The sequence below is a fragment of the Methylobacter marinus A45 genome, from assembly GCF_000383855.1.
Classification (GTDB): Bacteria; Pseudomonadota; Gammaproteobacteria; order Methylococcales; family Methylomonadaceae; genus Methylobacter; species Methylobacter marinus.
The window spans coordinates 1,668,178-1,685,439 of record NZ_KB912877.1 but is presented as its reverse complement, the minus strand read 5'-3'; the positions used below and the strand labels follow the sequence as shown (position 1 = coordinate 1,685,439).

The following is a 17,262-nucleotide window of genomic DNA, read 5'->3' as shown; positions in this document are numbered from 1 at the left end:
CGATTCTAAGTAATCACAGCTATTCCATCATCCAAGCTTTTTACTGTCACCTTTGTTGTCTCACCGCTTGGCTTAACCAAATACCATTCATTATCATTTGCTTCGCAAAGTATTTCACATCGAAACTTTTCAGTTAATAACTCACCTAATTCTTTAACATCTAAGTTTGGCTGGACGTTTTCAGGCCAAGAGATTAAACATCCAAGCTTAAATCCCTCCGAATATTCCATTACCTGTAAAAAACCAACAGAATTCTTAACGCTAATATCAATGGTCTCCACCAGAAAATTCAGTACTGAATTAATTTCATTAATTATCTTATCTTCAGGTATCAGGTTAGAGAGAAAAAATTGCATGCTATGTTCTTCATTCATTTTTTAATTTCCTAATAATATTGACGATTTCCCTCGTTCTTTGATATTGCTCTGAGTTCAGAATTTGTTTGTTAGTCATATGTTCCAATGTTTGCATAGCCTTATCTGCGCCTTGTTTTTGCGCTTGAACAAGGATATTGTATTCTGACGATGTCACATCAACTACATTAGGACCAGAAACCGGATGTATTGAAGAATTGTGTCTACCCCAAACTCTACCCGCTGACGTCGTAAACAATTCTCCTTCTCTGATAGCATTACCCGTTTGGATTTCAGAAAGATCGGCCAAGGCTTCTTGTCTAGAACCTAAGAATAAAGTATTTCCAGTTTTCTTGGGAATACTCAGACGTCCCAAAATATGTCTTTCTGAAAGAGACAAATTTGTCAACTGACTATTTGGAATGCTTGATCCATCCTTCCCTGTCACTCTGTCGTTGGCGCTTCGTTCACCGAAGGCCGCTTTCTCATTAATGGTTCTTTCAGCGACAGGTCGATTTCCATTACCGGGATTTTTCCCGACATCCTCACGCCCCTGCCTCTCCCTCATCCCTTTCAGTTCCGACGGCGTCGCTGCCGACGATGATGATTGAGATGAACTATTCGGACCGGTTTTATTGCTTACCAGCTTGGGATTTCGTTTCAGATCGTCCCAGTTCCTTTCAAGCCAGACGACAAACCCGTCAGGCAGTTTGCTTTTCCGCAACAGCGCGGAGACTTCGGCCAGGGTTGCGTCGGCGGCAGCGCCGGTGCCGCCCCGTGATAGGGTCTGCGCTGTCGAGAGCGCGGCCTGGCTGGAGCTGACCGCGCCTTTTTTCAGCACATAGGCCAGCAGGCCCTGGAGGATCAGGCGGAATAAAATGCCCACAGCTTGGGCCAGGCCTTCAGCCGCCTGGTCGGTTTCGAACTGCGGGTGATGATGATCGGCCGCATACCAGGCACGGCGGATGGCGTGCGTGAGAACGCCGGTCAGTTCTCCCATTCCCTGGCCAATGGCAACCGCCAGAAATCCCAGCCCCATCCAGGCAAGCACAGCGGTGCCGATTTCCAGACCTAATTCAGCGCCCACCACTGCGCCGGGCGCGGCGCTTACACCGCCCAGAAATAAGCCGATGGCGGCGCCGACAGCCGCCCCCGCCACAACACTGATGCCGAGCACCGCCAGCATCTGGAGAAGTCCGGGCAGTAAAGCTTCAATAACCTGACCCAATTGATAGCCGGTTTCCTGGTAAACGGTTCCAGGCGCCAGGCGTAGAGCCAGGAAATAGGCTTTGACTACGTATTCAACCCGTTCGTGGAGTGCCGGAGTGCGAATCTCTTGGTGAGTAAGATAGCGTCCCGCCGGCGAGTTAGGATGGGGCAGGCTATCCCGGCACTGATCGCCGGATCCAAGAGGGCCCGCACTGGTGAAGTTGCCGGGACCGCCACCACCCGCGGGGGCATTGGGATGGCAGCGTTGCCGGTGCCATGACTCGAAAGGGTTCTTGTATGGATCATTTGGCATGGAATTCCTTCTCTGTAAATGATGTCGTTTAAAACTGCTGAAAATAGTTGGCGCTATGCGAAATACAATGAGTAGTTAAACTTCTGCTTCCCACATAAGAAAAAATCATATTGCTCAAGTTCTTACTATTATTGCGAAAGCGGCTGGCGCGGCAGGATGTGCCGACCCGATAGCAGGCGTTCCTGGCGAAGCGCATCAATCGCGGTATGGCTCATCCAAATGGCGTTGGAGTTACAAGCCGAAATCCCGGGTGAGCGGTGAAAACGGCGTGTTCCATCAGGGAACAGGGCCGCTTGGGTTGATGATTAAACATCCCGCTCCAAACAGGCGCCATACATTACACCGGACCCGCGCACAATTCGGACCGAACTCTAGCACAGCCTTTGTGTCTAACACAATCATTCTGTCGCACAGGCCGACCGTTAAAATAATGGCTCATCGGCAACGCCGCCCAGGGCTCTGTCCTCCGCTCCCCGTCCATGACGCCCAGCGTGTAACCTCTTCGTCATCAAAACGTTAACTTGCTGTAATAATGAACGGGTATGGTAGCGCTATCACAATTTCTTATGGTCGTTGCCATGTCATTACATTACCGATCAGTCTGGATTTCAGATACGCACTTGGGAACTAAAGGCTGTAAAGCCGAGCAATTACGGGATTTTCTCGATCATGTCGACTGCGATACGCTTTACCTGGTCGGCGATATCATCGATTTGTGGAAATTCAGGAACGGCTTTTACTGGCCGACCCTGCATAGCGATATCGTGCAGCGGATTTTTAACAAGGCCGAGCAGGGCACGCGCGTGCTTTATATTCCCGGCAACCATGACGAGCCGTTCCGCAAGCATGCCGGCATGTATTTTAACGGCATCGATATCCGGCTCAATGCCGTGCATGAAACGCGGGACGGGCGTCGGTTTCTGGTTCTGCACGGCGACGAATTCGACAGCATGGTCTGCCATAACAAAAGTCTGGCGTATATTGGCGGCGAGGCGTACGAGATACTGCTGGTCATCAATCGCTGGTATAACCATATCCGCTCGCTGCTGGGTTACAAGCACTGGTCGCTGTCGGCGTTTTTGAAGAATAAAGTCAAGAATATCGCCCGCTTTATGGATAACTATCAGCATGTCCTGGGACTGGAGGCGCAGAAAAGACAGGTCGATGGCGTCATTTGCGGTCACATCCATCATGCCGACATCACGCAAATGGAGTTCGGCAAAACCTACTGCAATTGCGGTGATTGGGTGGAAAGCTGCACGGCCCTGGTCGAGGATGACGACGGCCGGCTGGCGCTGATCAGATGGCGGGAAGAAGGCCAGGCGCTGCTTGATCGGAAAAAAGCGCCGGCACCGGCTTATGCGCGGGCGGCTTGATCCGTGCTAAGAAAATCTCTTCTGATGACGATCGGCGGCGTCGTCTTTGTGATAGGAATGATCCTGTTCCCGTTGCCGGTTCCGTTCGGCTTGCCGACCATGATAGTCGGTCTCTCTATCATGCTCAAAGCCTCCAATGATGTTAAGCGATTGATCATTCGGCTGTTTAAGCTTCATCCGCAAACAGAAAAGCTGTGGCGCAAGACCCGTGCATTGCGCCACTTATCGTCTCTGAAATCGATCGGCAATAAATTCTGATACAGCATGCGCACAGCGGCCAGAGGTCATTGCCGGCGTTTGTCTTCTCCAGGAGCACTGCTGCCTTTCCGTGCAAACCAGTAGTCGCTCCTTCCGGACGACCCGCAGGTCGCGAAAAATAGCCGATCCCGACAAGGTCTGAAATTCTCCGCGTCATAAGCCATGCACGCGTAGGTGCGAATTCATTCGCACTGCACTGCCATAGCGAACAGTAAACGTCAGGGCTCGAATACCTTATGAGGCACAAGTTCGACCCTACAGCCTGCGCATCATCCGATGGATGCCGCTTTTTGTCATGCAATGTTCATAGACCGGACACACAGCTGACATCTTGAGCGCTTATTGTAGTGCTATCGTTATTTCACCGTTGATGAGACATGAAGAACATAGATGCAACAGTACGAATCAAACCGGCCAGACGCTTGGAATGCTTCATTGCCCATTCGGAAGAGCTGATAAGACAGGCCCAGGTTTTGCGCTACCGGGTGTTCGCCGGCGAGATGGGCGCCAAACTCAAGACCGGCGCGGAAGGCCTGGATTATGACGAAGTGGACGATTATTGCGAGCATTTGGTGGTGTTCGATAACGTCACAGACAAAATCGTCGGTTACACGCGCATGCTCAACCAATACCAGGCTCAGCGCCTGGGTCGCTTTTACTCGGAAAGCGAGTTCGAGCTGGACCGGGTCTTGACCCTGCCGGGCCGTTTCCTGGAAATCGGCCGCACCTGCGTAGATCCGGATTATCGCGGCGGCGCGGTATTGACCACATTGTGGACGGGGCTGGTGCAATACGCGCTGGAAGGCGGATTTAATTATTTGCTGGGTTGCGCCAGCATTACGCCCGGCCCCAGCGGTTTTGCCGTCGATGCGGTATATCGCGGCATCGATGCCAAAAACAAGGCCCCGGCTTCGATGCAGGTCCGTCCGTGCGTGCCGGTGCCCGAAGCCCTGCGCTGCCAGCGCGATGAATCGGGCATCCCGCCCTTGCTGAAGGCTTACCTGCGCTTCGGCGCGCTGGTCTGCGGCGAGCCATGCTGGGATGCGGATTTCAACTGCATGGATCTGTTCATGTTGTTGCCGCTGGATCAACTGCAGGCCCGTTACAGCAAGCATTATATGAGAGATTATCAAGGACTACATGACGATCGTTGCGCGGCTGTGCTATAGACTTTTACTGATTATTCTGCTGTTCAGCTATGGACTGATTATCGCCGCCGGTATTTTTCCCGCCATCACCTGGCTATATTCGGCCGAGGAGGCCAGAATCAGGCACGATGCGTTGAAGACGCATTGGCTCAAACTGTTCGGTGCCGTTTTATGCCTGAGGACAGTGGTCGAGGGCGAACCGTCCGAACGGGGCGCCCTGCTGGTCTCCAATCATATCTCCTGGCTCGATATTCTTGTGATCGGCCGCTGCCTGCCGGCTTGTTTCGTCGCCAAGAGCGACGTTTCAGGCTGGCCCGTGATCGGCTATCTGGCCCGGCAGGCCGGCACGATTTTTATTCGGCGCGGCGACAAACGGCAGATCCGGGCGACCGCTGACGCCATGGCCGGACTGCTACAGCAAAACCGTCACATTATCGCTTTTCCGGAAGGCACCACGACGTGCGGCGACGAGGTTCTGCACTTTCATCCGTCGCTTTTCCAGCCGGCCTTGCTGACGCAATCGGCGATTCAGCCGGTGGCGCTGCAATACCGGGGCGAGGCCCGGGCGCTTGCGCCTTTTATCGGCAACGATGCGTTCGTGCCGCATTTAATCCGGATGCTGACGCTGGAAAAAATCGAGGCCCGAATCAGCTTTCTGCCGGTCATTACGGTCGCCAGCGATACACGCCATGTCGTCGGCGCCGAGGCGAGAGACCGCATCGTAAGAAAAATCGCTTTGGTGCGGGAACTTGAGCCGCTGGCTATCGATAAAAAGCCGCAAACTGTTGTCTGATGGGCATTAAGACTTTTCCGGAACTCGAACAGCTTAACCGCATTATCGAGCAACTGGGCGACCGGGCGCGCGTCGAGGAGGTGGAGCGGATTCAATACCGGGACCATGAGTTCCCGATTCAGTGCATCACGCTCGGCTCCAATCGGCCCGATGTGCCCGTGCTGGCGCTGTTCGGCGGCGTGCACGGCCTGGAGAAAATCGGTTCGGAGGTTATCCTGTCCTATATGCAGAGCATCAGCCAGCTCATGGACTGGGACGAGGAGTTTCTGGCCCGGCTTGAAAAATCGCGGCTGGTGTTCGTGCCGGTCGTGAATCCGGTCGGCGTCTGCTTCGGCATGCGCAGCAACGGCAACGGCGTCGATCTGATGCGCAATGCGCCGGTGGAAGGCGAGGGCGCCACGCGGATCTACAGCGGCCACCGGCTGACGCCCCGGCTGCCTTGGTATCGTGGCGATACGCTGAACATGGAGCAAGAGACGCAGGCGGTCTGCCGTATCGTGGACCGGCAGTTGTTCGGTTCGCCGATATCCATGGCGCTGGATTTGCACTCGGGCTTCGGCATACGGGATCGCCTGTGGTTTCCCTATGCCGGGCGCAGAACGCCGTTTGCCTTGGTGGCCGAAGCCCTGGCTCTAAAGGAACTGCTCGATCGCTGTTACCGGCATCATATCTACAAGATCGAGCCGATGTGCCTGGAGTACGTGATCAACGGCGATCTGTGGGATTATCTGTTTGATCGTTTCCGGCAGCGGCATGCCGACGGGCGCATCTTCATGCCGTTGACCCTGGAAATGGGCTCCTGGCTGTGGCTGCGAAAAAGCCCGCTGCATCTGTTCTCGCGGCACGGGTGGTTTCATCCGCTGCTGCCGCACCGCCAGCAGCGCATTTTCCGCCGGCATTTCATGTTGTTCGATTTCCTGCATCGCAGCCTGCTTTATCCGAAGCCGTGGGCGCAGTTGGAGGAACGGGAGAGAATTCTGTATCACAACAAGGCGAACGATCTCTGGTATGGATAAGGCGCAAACACCAAGTAACTTCAAGTTGCACGATTCCCGGCATTTGGGCCGCAACTGGATTCTGCTGCGCGGACTGAGCCGCGAATCGGCGCATTGGGGTGACTTCGTGCCGCTGCTGCGGGCGGCGTTCCCCGAGGCTGGAATCACGGCGCTGGATCTGCCCGGTACCGGGCGCTACTGCCGGGAAGCCAGTCCGGACTCGATCCGCCAGATCACGCGCCAGGTGCGCGCGCAGGCGCGGCAGGCCGGCCTGCTGCAACAGCCGGTCACGGTGCTGGGGCTGTCATTGGGGGCGATGGTCGCCTTCGAATGGATGTTGTCGTATCCGGGCGATATCTGCGGCGCGGCGCTGATCAATACCAGTTTTGCCGGTTTAAGCCCAAGCTATCAGCGGCTGCGCTGGCAGAGCTTAGTCCGGCTGGCGGCGCTGGCGCTGACGCGGAACCTGCGCCGGCGCGAAGCGGCGATCCTGGCGCTGGTCAGTAATCGCACGCCGGATGAACGGACGCTCAAGGCCTGGGAATGCATCCAGCGGGAACGACCGGTCAGCCTTAAAAACAGCTGGCGCCAGATCAGGGCCGCGGCGCGCTATCGGCCCTGCGACCGGCAGCCCGAGCAATCTGTTTTACTGCTGAATGCCTGGGGCGACCGCCTGGTCGCGCCGGAGTGCTCGGTCGACATCTACCGAAAATGGCATTGGCGCTACTGCAGCCATCCCTGGGCCGGCCATGACCTGCCGCTGGATGACGGGGCATGGGTGGTGACTCAATTGCAGGAGTGGGTGGCGCAGAATTGAAAGGCTGTTGATTGGCGCCAGTTTATACATTTGGACATGGAAGACAATAAAAAACCGCCTTCGGATTACCGAAAGGCGGTTTGATCATTGGGTAATGCCGGTTTTATGCCGCAGACTGAGCGCGTTTGCGGTTGAAGCCCAGCAATCCCATTAAGCCTGAACCGAACAGCCAGACTGCTGCAGGTACCGGAACGGCGCTGACATTTTCGTTAAAAGTGAAGTTATCCATTGCCCATTGACTTCCTGAGTTATTGATCACCAGGTGATCAATACCTGTCCAATTCAATGCAATCCACAGAGGGCTTTGGTTATTGATAGTAAAAGCGTTCGATGAATATAACAATGAACCGTTATTCCAGCCTTCAAACGTTAAAGACTGAGCGCTATCCCAAGCTGAAGTCCAGTAAGCGCCGTTAAAATCAAACGTACCTGCGCCAGTCCAGTCGATATAGGTTGGTGTAGAACCAAAAAAATTGAAGACAGTATTGTTAGGCGACACAGTACCAAATTCATACCCAGAACCAGGATGAAAAGAACTGCTGATAGAACCGATTTGTGTAGCGCCATTCCAATTGAAGCCGCCATAACCATTGGTTACAGCAGATGTGTCACCCGGCAAATCATCAAAAGTCAGGACAGCAGCCTGTGCGGCATTTACGCCAAACAGCGCAGAGCAAAGCACAGCAGAACAAAGCATTTTTTTCATAATATATAGCTTCCCTTAAACAAAAATTCTAACCTCCTGCCATTTGTTCTGAATCTTAGCAGGCCCTGGATAAAGAGTATCCTTGCATTGCCCGCTTCCGTCATCACCCATATGGGTGATAAATCCAAAAAACAAGAGAAGTAGAGGGCATGGAATAAGTCAGGTAATTGTAGGAGCGAATTTACTTATGCCCCTTAGGATATTCGACCCGGAAAAATCGAGATACAGGCAGTGGGAATACCCTGAAGAGCTCAAGTAAATTCGCATCTACAACGCATAAAAAGACCCGAGCCATAAGCCGGAATCCCTAGCGCATGGCGTATGCGCTCTGCCGGATCGAACTCTGCCGTTGGCATTTGTTCTCGAGACGACTGAAACGATTTGTGCGTAACGTCAGATAATAAAAAACCGCCTTCGGATTCCCGAAAGGCGGTTTGATCATTGGGCAATGTCGGTTTTATGCCGCTGCCTGAGCGCGTTTGCGGTTGAAGCCCAGCAACCCCATTAAGCCGGAACCGAACAGCCAAACCGCAGCCGGCACAGGAACTGCGCTGACATCGGCACTTTTGACGGTAAAGTTATCAATAAACACATAGTCAATGAAGTTGCCGGTCAATGTAGCATGAGTCATGCCTGCATGAGCAATTCCAAAGTAATCACCTAAGTTACTGCCGCGAGTGGGGTTCAATATGAGCGTTTCAAGTAAAGTGTTGCCATTAAAAGCCGATAATGTCCAGTCGTAATCAGCAGCTCCCCATAAGAATGCGAAAGCATCTACTGGAGCGTCAAAATCAAATCGGAAACTATCAGGGCCGCTACCGTGATTAGTCATATGAAACGTTCCACGAGTATTGTAGTTTCCAGCGAAATCACTATCCACTTCGATATTAGTATTGCCGGTAAATGTAACGCCAGATATTGACAATGAAGGAACGTTGACGACACCTGTTGATTCAAAATCAATTACAGTGCCCCCGGCTAAGTTAACATGGTCTGTTGGCAATCCTTGACCAAGAATTGGGGCCGCTGTGACGAATGCTGGAAAAGTTAGAGCGGCTGTAATTACTAAACTACCTAAAGATAAAGATTTTTTCATTTTGTCTCCAACGTCCATTATTGGAACAAAAGTTAGGCATGGACGTAAAAATACCCAACTCGTAAGTTAGCGGTAGAGTATCTTTGCTTTTGCCAATCCTGTCATCACCCATTTAGGTGATAAATCTCAAAAAGTTATAACCGCGCCAGTGAAATTGGCTGGATCAATAAATCCGGCTTTTCGGGGCATGCATGCCGAGTTTACGCTAACACGTCAATCCGGATATTGTCATAAAACCGTCATCGGCCTGTCACGGAATTTACTTGTAAATTGGTTATGCTGCCGGTTTTTCCAACGCGCGAGGATAGCCAGATGAATAAGTTACAAAAAGACATTGTGACCGGCCTGCTTGCCGTTGCCGCCGCTTTCGGTTTGATCTACGGCCAGTTGCTGGCCTACATGGGCATCGCCCAGCAGCTCATGGCGCATAATTAGGCCGCCGTTTTTAGAAATTTATTGGGATCAATCATTATGTTGCGCGACCTGCCTCAAAAGTCCGCCCGCTTTACCAATGACAACGGGGATGTCACGGACCTGACTGCAAGGCTGCAGGCGCTGTCCCCTCTGGAGCACAACGCGCAGCGCAGGGAACGGTCGTCGCTGCGTGCCGAGGACAGGAGGTTTTTATTTTCCTTTCTTCGTGCTGTTTGTAGTAAAAATACCTTACCCATCAGGTAATAAAAATAAAGTAACGCTACCAACACGACATGCTGAAAACCCGGATTTACTGTTTCTTCGCCCTTGTTCTGCTGGGCTGCACGCCGGCGGAAAATATCAAGCCGGACACGGCGGTCAAAAACGTCATTTTAATCATCGGCGACGGCATGGGGCCGCAGCAGGTCGGCCTGCTGCTGTCCTATGCGCGGCAGGCGCCTCATGCCGTGATACGCGACCGCCAAACGGCGCTGGACCGCATGATGGAACAGGGAAGGCTGGGCATCGCCATGACCTACTCGGCCGATACGCTGGTGACCGATTCGGCCGCGTCGGCCACCCAACTGGCCACGGGCCTTCCGGCCGGCTCGGAAATGCTGGGCCTGGACCAGGACGGCAACCGCCAGGAAAACCTCATCGAAAAAGCCCGGCGTCTGGGCAAGGCGACCGGGCTGGTTTCGGACACGCGCATGACGCATGCCACGCCCGCCGCGTTTGCCGCGCATCAGACGCACCGCAGCCAGGAAAATGACATCGCCGAGGATTTGCTGGCCGCGCAGCCCGATGTCATGCTGTCGGGCGGCTTAAGCTACTGGATTCCCCGGCAGGCCAAAAGACCGTTTCCGTACCTGATCGGCGCTCCGCAGGTCAAATCCAAGCGCACGGACAACAAGGATCTGTTGCAGACCGCGCGGCGGCAGGGTTATACGCTGGCGTTCAATAAGGCCCAGCTGCAACAGGCCCGGGGCAAAACGCTGGGCTTGTTCGCCGGCTCCGGCATGCCCGACGGCATCGTTGAAACCAGGCTGCGTAGCGATGCCGGCCGGGAGGTGCCGACGCTGCGGGAAATGGCGGTCAAGGCGCTGGATCTTCTGGACGACCATGAGCGCGGTTTTTTTCTGATGATCGAAGCCGGGCAGATCGACTGGGCCTCGCATCGCAACGATACGGGCCTGCTGCTGCACGAAATGCTGCGCTTCAACGACATGTTGAATGCCGTGCTGGACTGGGCGGCAAACCGGCAGGACACGCTGATCATCGTGACGGCCGACCACGAAACGGGCGGCTTCGGCTTCAGCTATTCGGCCGAGAACCTCCCGCCGCCGCGTAAATTGCCCGGCGCCGCCTTCGCCAATAGTTTGTTCGCGCCCGGCTTTAATTTCGGCAGCCCCGAGGTGCTGGACAAACTTTACGCGCAACAGCTCAGCTACCATGATATTTTCCAACGCTTCGACGCGTTGCCTCTGCTGCGGCAGACGCCGGCAAAACTGGCCGAACTGGTCAACCGCCATACCGCGTTCAAGATCTCCGAAGCCCAGGCCAGGACCGTTCTGGCGACCGAGGATAACCCGTTCTTCCATGCCGGCCACCACGCGCTGGGCGCCAGGCGGGTCCCGAAAATGGGGGACAACGGGGCGTTTTTCGTCTATCAGCGGGAGAACCGCGAAAACCTGCTGGCGCGTGCTGTCGCGACCAGCCAGCAAGTGGTCTGGGCGACCGGCACCCATACCAGCACGCCGGTTTACGTGTTCGCGCAGGGGCCGGAAGCCAGCATCAAGCCGTTCGCCAGAATCCTTCATCATACGCAAACAGGGCAATTGATCAGCCGCGCGCTGCAGTAGCGGGAGCTGATTGACCGGTTGGGAAAGAATTCGTTTTTTTAACGCCAATTAATAGTTTATATTATGCCCGGCCGACCGGACCGCCATGCTCGCTTGGCGGCGGGTTCACCTTTGTCCCGGAAAGTATTCGCCTGCACTCGGTCCGCTACCCGCGTTAAAAGCCTGGGGCGCATGCCGGGTCGAATGCCGTTAAGTCAAGCTTAACTGAATGGCGGTTACCCTACTGCTCCCTAACATTATTCAACGGATAACCATAGAGGATACAGAACACGACGTTTTCAATCGCTTGAATTGATAAGGATTATTTTCTTCGTGTCTCCTGTGGAACATCTTTTTTAGCCTGCCTGGGATAATCTTTTTAGCCTCATCCCCTACCGTATGTAGAGTTATAACGCAATGACATTTGCCCAACGTTTTTTTACCGCCGCCGCTATCGCCCTGACTCTGGCGGCGCTAAGCTATGGCGTCGTCTATCGCGCCGCGGCAGACAAGCCGGAATTCTTTAATCTGACCGGCATCTTTCCTGGCGAAAACCGGCCCGCCGTGACTTTCGACGAGAGCATCACTGCGTCGCCGTTGCTGGACCTGTCTCAAGGCCGGCCTTTGCTGGTCGTGGCGGCCTCCAACGGCATGATTGCGATTCAAAATGTCGATACCGGCGCGCTGGAATGGCAGATTGAAGTCCCGGTTCCCGCCGGCCAGAAGGCGCAGATTGTGTCGACACCGGCGCTGATCGGCGACAAGCTTGTTGTACTGTACCAATGCCTTGAACAGGGCCGACGCACCAGCCACCGTCTCGCCGTGATCGACATGACCCGCAAGCAACTGCACGACAGTTTTCCGGTGCTGGCTTTATCGGCCGAGGTGCCCGCCGCCGATGGCGTTGCCACCGTCAAGTTCGATCCGCCCATGGCTTTTTCTCATTCGGCGGTCAAGCATGCGTCAAAATCGGGGACCGAACTCGGTTATGTTTACGCTTCCTTCGGCAATTCAGGCGACAGCCAGCCTTTTCACGGCTGGATTTTCGAAATCGACATGGACGCCTGGCGGCAAAAAGGCAGTACGTCGGCCGTTAGCAATGTGCTGGTGACGACGCCGGAGGCCGAATGTCCGGTTACGGCGCCCTACGGCACGATAGAAATGATCTGCGGCGGCGGCATCTGGACGCCGGCCGGTCCGCAGGTTTATCAAACCGGCGATGATTTCGAGCTGTTTGCGCCGATCGGCAATGGCCAGATAGATCTGGCCCGGCGCGACTATGCCAACACCGTGATGCGCCTGAAACCGGGACTGCAATTCGATCCCGGCTGCGATGCCGGGCTGTGCGCCAACTTCGATCCGGTCAATCCGTCCAAAGAATGCATGGCCTCCTGCAAGAATCTGTTCATTCCGCGCCTGCCGGACAACAGTCCGCCGTTGCTGCCGCACGGCGGCGAGTGCGACGACAAAACCTTTTGGGAATGTCTGGCGCGCATGGATTATGACCTGGGCGCGAACGCGCCTATCAAGGTCGACCTGCAAAACGATTCTTCGGTGCTGGTGCAGCCGGGTAAGGATGGCGGCGCCTACCTGATCGACGCCGATCATCTGGGCACGCAGTACGACCGTCTGCAGGTCGTCGAACTGTGCGGCACCGCCGAGGACGAGTGCACATTAAGCTGGCGGGGCATGATGGTGACGCAGCCGGTCATGGCGTATGTCGATCAGGAGCCGGTCGTGGTCCTGGCCACGTTTGTGTCCGATAAAACCCACCCGGCGGGCCTCGTCGCCCTGAAAATCGTGCTCGAAAACGGCCGTCCGCAATTCAGGCGGATCTGGCAGTTTCCGGACCCGAAAAGCCAGGAAGCGGTGGATTCTTTCAGAAGCCATCCGAGCTTGCCGGTCATTGCCACATTGGGCAAAAAAGGCGAGCCTTATGTCTGGGTGGTCGACATTGCAAAACCCGGCATGATTTACGGCGTTCGCCTGAAAGACGGCACATTGGCGGCCAAAGGCGCCATGCAGGGAACAGGGCGCCCCCTGTCCGCGCCTGTTATCCACGACAACAAGCTTTATATCGCTTCAACCGATCCGGACACGAGAAAAGCCATGATCGAGGCCTATCGGATCGAGTTGCGTGAATAGACGCCGGCTCAAGTCGCGCGAAGCAGCTGCAGCAACGCTTCCGCGGCGGGCTCCGACGAGGCCGGGTTCTGGCCGGTTACGAGCTTGCCGTCCACTTCAATATGGGGCGCCCAGTCGTCGGCCCTGCCGTAAATGCCGCCCCGCTGCTTCAGGCGGTCTTCCAGCAGGAACGGCACGGCAGACGTCAATCCCACCGCCTCCTCTTCGGTATTGGTAAACCCGGTCACGCGCCTGCCTTTAACCAGATACTCGCCCTCTTTCCCGCGCACATTGATCAGCGCGGCCGGTGCATGGCAGATCGCGGCGACCGGCTTGCCGGCTTGCACGAAGGATTCGATCAGCGCGATGGCATCGCTGTTGTCGGGCATGTCCCACATCGGGCCGTGTCCGCCGGGGAAGAACACGGCATCGAACTCGTCGACGGACACGTCGGCCAGTTTTTTCGTATCGGCAAGCTCAGCCTGCGCGGCGGTGTCTGAGCGGAAGCGCTGCGTGGCCTCGGTCTGGTTTTCGGGCAAGTCGCTTTTCGGGTCGAGCGGCGGCTGACCGCCTTGGGGCGATGCCAGCGTGATCGTCGCGCCGGCATCCTTCAGCCGGTAATAGGGCGCGGCGAACTCCTCCAGCCAGAACCCGGTTTTCTCGCCCGTATCGCCGAGCCGGTCATGGGACGTGAGCACAATCAGAATCTTCATGGTAAACCTCCAGCAGTTGGGGAAGCGATTTTGGAAGCCCGGCGGCACGCCGCCAGCGTCCACATGGGTGAAATCGTTAGACAGGGCCGATAAGCAATAGTCCATCGCTCCGCTTAAATCCATGGGAACTGCCTATAAGGCCTTACATAACTGATGTTACGCGCACAATTGACTCAGGCCCCGGTAGGGGCGGATTCGGCTAAAAATTACCTCCGCTATCCATCCAGGTTCGTGGGAGCGATGCCTACATCGCGATTCAGTATCTCAGTTAAGGAATAGGCATTCATACTGATTGTGTGCCGTATTTGGAAAGCCTATGTTTAATTTGCGGAGCTTGAGTGTCAGCCAGGTCTGTCAAGCCAGGGATCCGAGTGAAACAGCGGCGCGCCGTTGGATAATGCGGATGAAGGCCGAATTTGGCAGAAGGGGACGTGGTCGGCAGGCCGATTACTGCCGAGCCGCAGCGTATCCGGCAACAGGAAGCCGAGAACCGGCGGCCCGGTCTGGAAACGATACCTTAAAAAACAGGGAAAAAGCCTATTTCTGTGTCCGAAAATGCTTGACCACTATCGTCAAAAGACTAAGGAGTATTCGCCATGACAAATTTCAGGCCTAATGATAATCAACTCGAGCCGATGTCCGGATGCCTCAGGCAGACTGAGGTCGAGAATGCCGCATTCGCTCGATGGACGGGAAATCCGCGGCATGATGCGCCGGTTCAACCAACCACACGTATGAACGCGAGCCGTCGGGAGGTTCGATCGGCGGCACCGTTCACGCGGCGCCTTTCGGCGCGAACCTGCTCACTCTTGCTGTTAGGGTTCGCGGCCAGCGGGCTCAGCCTGCCGCCTTCCGTCGCTCAAGCGGCCGATCCCGCCGTCGTCGGCGAATGGGGGCCGGTGCGCACGTTGCCGTGGCGCCCGGTACACTCCATTCTGCTGCCGACCGGCAAGGTTATGTTTTACCCGAACACCGACGATCCGATTCTTTGGGACCCGATCGCGGACACGCTGACGGATCTGCCCTTGTTAGGTTATTCCCCTTTCTGCAGCGGTCATTCGCTCATGGCCGACGGGCGGGTGCTGATCACGAGCGGTTCCGAAACCGATTTGCTAGGTCTGCCTAACGCCAGTATTTACGATCCGGTCGCGAATACCTTCACGGCGTTGCCGGATATGAACGGCGGCCGCTGGTATCCGACGCAGGTGACGCTGGGCAATGGCGACGTGGTGACGATGTCGGGCAATAAGGAAGACGGGACACGGAACACGATTCCTCAAGTCTGGCAGGCAAACAGCAATTCCTGGCGCGATCTTACCGGCGCGGATATGAGTCTCGCGCTTTATCCGGCGGCGTTCCTGGCATCGAACGGCAAGGTGTTTGTGGCGACATCCATGTCGCGCTACCTCGACACGTCCGGCGCCGGTTCATGGACGGATGTGGCCAAGCGCAAGGTGGGGGGACGCGACAATTACGGTTCGGCCGCCATGTACGATGTAGACAAAGTAATCTATACCGGCGGGCATAAACCACCGGTAGCGAGCGCCGAGACGATCGACCTGAGCGCAACTTCACCGGCCTGGAAAAACGTGGCTTCCATGCCGCAGGCGCGTCGCCAGCACAATATAACCATTCTGCCGGATGCGACATTGCTGGTGACCGGCGGCAGCAGCGCCAACGGCACCGACATTAACGACGGTCCCAAACCGGCCATTAATTACAACGTGGCGACAAACAAATGGACCACTTGGTCCATGCCGGTCGAATATCGCGGTTATCATTCCGAAGCCGTACTTTTGCCGGACGCGCGCGTGGCCGTGATCGGAGGCAACAATCATCCGAATCTCGAAATATTTTCTCCGCCCTATCTGTTCAAAGGTCCGCAGCCAGTCATCAGTTCGGCGCCGGCGAACGTGAAATACGGCGAGCCGTTCTTCGTCGGCACGGCGGATGCCGACAGCATCACGACAGTAAATATGCTCCGGCTCTCCGCGGTGACGCATACGAAGAACATGAATCAGCGCATCAACAAGAATCTGGCGTTCTCAAAAACGAGCGGCGGCTTGAATATCACGCCGCCGTCGAGCAGCAACCGTTGTCCGCCCGGAGATTACATGCTGTTCCTCCTGAATGCCGACGGCGTGCCGTCGGAGGCTAAAATTATCCGCATTAACACTACCGTTGCCGGTAATTCAGCCCCGACAACGGCCATTTCCAAGCCGGCCAACGGGTCGACGTTCACCGAAGGCGCTACGATTACCTTTACCGGCACGGCGAACGACAACGAGGACGGCAATCTGACCGCTTCGTTGAACTGGAGTTCGTCCATAAACGGCGCTATCGGCAGCGGCGGCAGTTTCTCGACCTCGGCACTGACGGCCGGTAAGCATACCATCACCGCGTCGGCGACCGACAGCGGCAGCCTCACCGGTTCGTCAGCGATCACCGTGACGGTGAATGCATCGGGCGGCGGCGGTCCTACGCCGGCGCATCAATGGCGCTTTGATGAAACGTCCGGCACGACCGCCGCCGATTCGACCGGCACGAATAACGCCACGCTCGGCAATGTGTCCTGGGTGGCCGGCAAGATCGGCAACGCCGCGGCTTTCAACGGCACAAATGCCTCCGGCGAGGCCGGCAAGATTGATTTTGCAACCGGTAACTTCACTGTGGCCCATTGGGTCAAGGTCACCGGCTTCAAAAGCTTTGCCGGCATATTCAATAACCGTAGCAGCGCCTCCGGAAATATCGGTTTCCATACCCGCACCGATGACACGAATAGCCTCTCGGCGCTGATCGACTTCGGTACGACCAGCAAAAAACTGGCCGTAACCAACGCCGCTACCGGAACCTGGTACCACGTCGCGGTTTCCGTCGACCGGGCCGGCTCGATGAAGCTATATGTCAACGGCGCGCTTTCCGGGCAAGTGGATATTTCCGCCTTCAGCGCCACCAGCCTGACCAATCCGGACAGTGTGCGGCTGGGGCGCGATCAGGGCTCGAACTACTTCAACGGCGTGCTCGACGACCTCCGCCTATACAACAGCGCGCTTTCAGCCGCCGAGATACAGAATCTCTATAACGAATAGGCCTGACTGTGACGCAG

The 17,262-nt window shown here is 55.8% G+C and carries 15 protein-coding genes; 10 read left to right on the top strand and 5 right to left on the bottom strand.

The features are described 5' to 3' along the window. Nucleotides 1-5: 5 nt before the first annotated feature. Nucleotides 6-374: a hypothetical protein gene (locus METMA_RS0107675; protein ID WP_020158494.1), complete on the bottom strand. Its 369-nt coding sequence runs from the start codon at nt 372-374 to the stop codon at nt 6-8. Further along, nucleotides 367-1,875, bottom strand: coding sequence for a DUF6861 domain-containing protein (locus METMA_RS0107670; protein WP_156830468.1), 1,509 nt, complete (start codon nt 1,873-1,875; stop codon nt 367-369). Before METMA_RS0107670 ends, METMA_RS0107675 begins: the two co-directional genes overlap by 8 nt. Before the next feature lie 578 nt (nt 1,876-2,453). On the opposite strand from METMA_RS0107670, the gene METMA_RS0107660 reads away from it, so the two are divergent. The 6 genes from METMA_RS0107660 (at nt 2,454) to METMA_RS0107635 (ending at nt 7,262) form a co-directional block, all read left to right on the top strand. Further along, nucleotides 2,454-3,251, top strand: a complete 798-nt coding sequence (locus tag METMA_RS0107660; RefSeq protein WP_027147126.1) for a UDP-2,3-diacylglucosamine diphosphatase — start codon at nt 2,454-2,456, stop codon at nt 3,249-3,251. Nucleotides 3,252-3,275: 24 nt separating this feature from the next. Beyond that, the gene (locus tag METMA_RS0107655; RefSeq protein ID WP_020158490.1) at nt 3,276-3,509 is read left to right on the top strand and encodes a hypothetical protein; all 234 of its coding nucleotides are present in this window, start codon (nt 3,276-3,278) and stop codon (nt 3,507-3,509) included. Between the two features lie 377 nt (nt 3,510-3,886). After that, entirely contained in the window at nt 3,887-4,678 is a 792-nt protein-coding gene (locus METMA_RS0107650; protein WP_027147125.1) for a GNAT family N-acetyltransferase, read from the top strand. Then, nucleotides 4,650-5,450, top strand: coding sequence for a lysophospholipid acyltransferase family protein (locus METMA_RS0107645; protein WP_020158488.1), 801 nt, complete (start codon nt 4,650-4,652; stop codon nt 5,448-5,450). The genes METMA_RS0107650 and METMA_RS0107645 overlap by 29 nt, the downstream gene beginning before the upstream one ends. Next, nucleotides 5,450-6,466: a M14 family zinc carboxypeptidase gene (locus METMA_RS0107640; protein WP_020158487.1), complete on the top strand. Its 1,017-nt coding sequence runs from the start codon at nt 5,450-5,452 to the stop codon at nt 6,464-6,466. Before METMA_RS0107645 ends, METMA_RS0107640 begins: the two co-directional genes overlap by 1 nt. After that, a complete protein-coding gene (locus METMA_RS0107635) occupies nt 6,459-7,262 on the top strand; it encodes an alpha/beta fold hydrolase (protein ID WP_020158486.1) in 804 nt (267 codons plus the stop codon). Before METMA_RS0107640 ends, METMA_RS0107635 begins: the two co-directional genes overlap by 8 nt. Before the next feature lie 103 nt (nt 7,263-7,365). On the opposite strand, the gene METMA_RS25735 is transcribed toward METMA_RS0107635, so the two are convergent. Further along, a complete protein-coding gene (locus METMA_RS25735) occupies nt 7,366-7,968 on the bottom strand; it encodes a VPLPA-CTERM sorting domain-containing protein (protein WP_020158485.1) in 603 nt (200 codons plus the stop codon). 457 nt (nt 7,969-8,425) lie between these two features. Next, nucleotides 8,426-9,064 (bottom strand): Npun_F0296 family exosortase-dependent surface protein, encoded by a 639-nt coding sequence (locus METMA_RS27770; RefSeq protein WP_232216335.1) that lies wholly within the window; start codon nt 9,062-9,064, stop codon nt 8,426-8,428. 312 nt (nt 9,065-9,376) lie between these two features. On the opposite strand from METMA_RS27770, the gene METMA_RS28015 reads away from it, so the two are divergent. The 3 genes from METMA_RS28015 to METMA_RS0107605 all read left to right on the top strand — a co-directional run bounded on the left by METMA_RS28015 (nt 9,377) and on the right by METMA_RS0107605 (nt 13,464). After that, on the top strand, nt 9,377-9,499 hold the full coding sequence (locus METMA_RS28015) for a hypothetical protein (RefSeq protein ID WP_255360562.1): 123 nt from the start codon (nt 9,377-9,379) through the stop codon (nt 9,497-9,499). Between the two features lie 272 nt (nt 9,500-9,771). Further along, nucleotides 9,772-11,340 carry an alkaline phosphatase gene (locus METMA_RS0107610; RefSeq protein ID WP_020158481.1) on the top strand — a complete coding sequence of 523 codons (1,569 nt, stop codon included), beginning with the start codon at nt 9,772-9,774 and terminating at the stop codon, nt 11,338-11,340. A 396-nt stretch (nt 11,341-11,736) separates the two neighbouring features. Continuing rightward, the gene (locus METMA_RS0107605; protein WP_020158480.1) at nt 11,737-13,464 is read left to right on the top strand and encodes a hypothetical protein; all 1,728 of its coding nucleotides are present in this window, start codon (nt 11,737-11,739) and stop codon (nt 13,462-13,464) included. A gap of 8 nt (nt 13,465-13,472) precedes the next feature. On the opposite strand, the gene METMA_RS0107600 is transcribed toward METMA_RS0107605, so the two are convergent. Continuing rightward, a complete protein-coding gene (locus tag METMA_RS0107600) occupies nt 13,473-14,156 on the bottom strand; it encodes a type 1 glutamine amidotransferase domain-containing protein (RefSeq protein ID WP_027147123.1) in 684 nt (227 codons plus the stop codon). 596 nt (nt 14,157-14,752) lie between these two features. On the opposite strand from METMA_RS0107600, the gene METMA_RS25730 reads away from it, so the two are divergent. Continuing rightward, nucleotides 14,753-17,245 (top strand): LamG-like jellyroll fold domain-containing protein, encoded by a 2,493-nt coding sequence (locus METMA_RS25730; RefSeq protein ID WP_084254097.1) that lies wholly within the window; start codon nt 14,753-14,755, stop codon nt 17,243-17,245. Nucleotides 17,246-17,262: the final 17 nt, after the last annotated feature.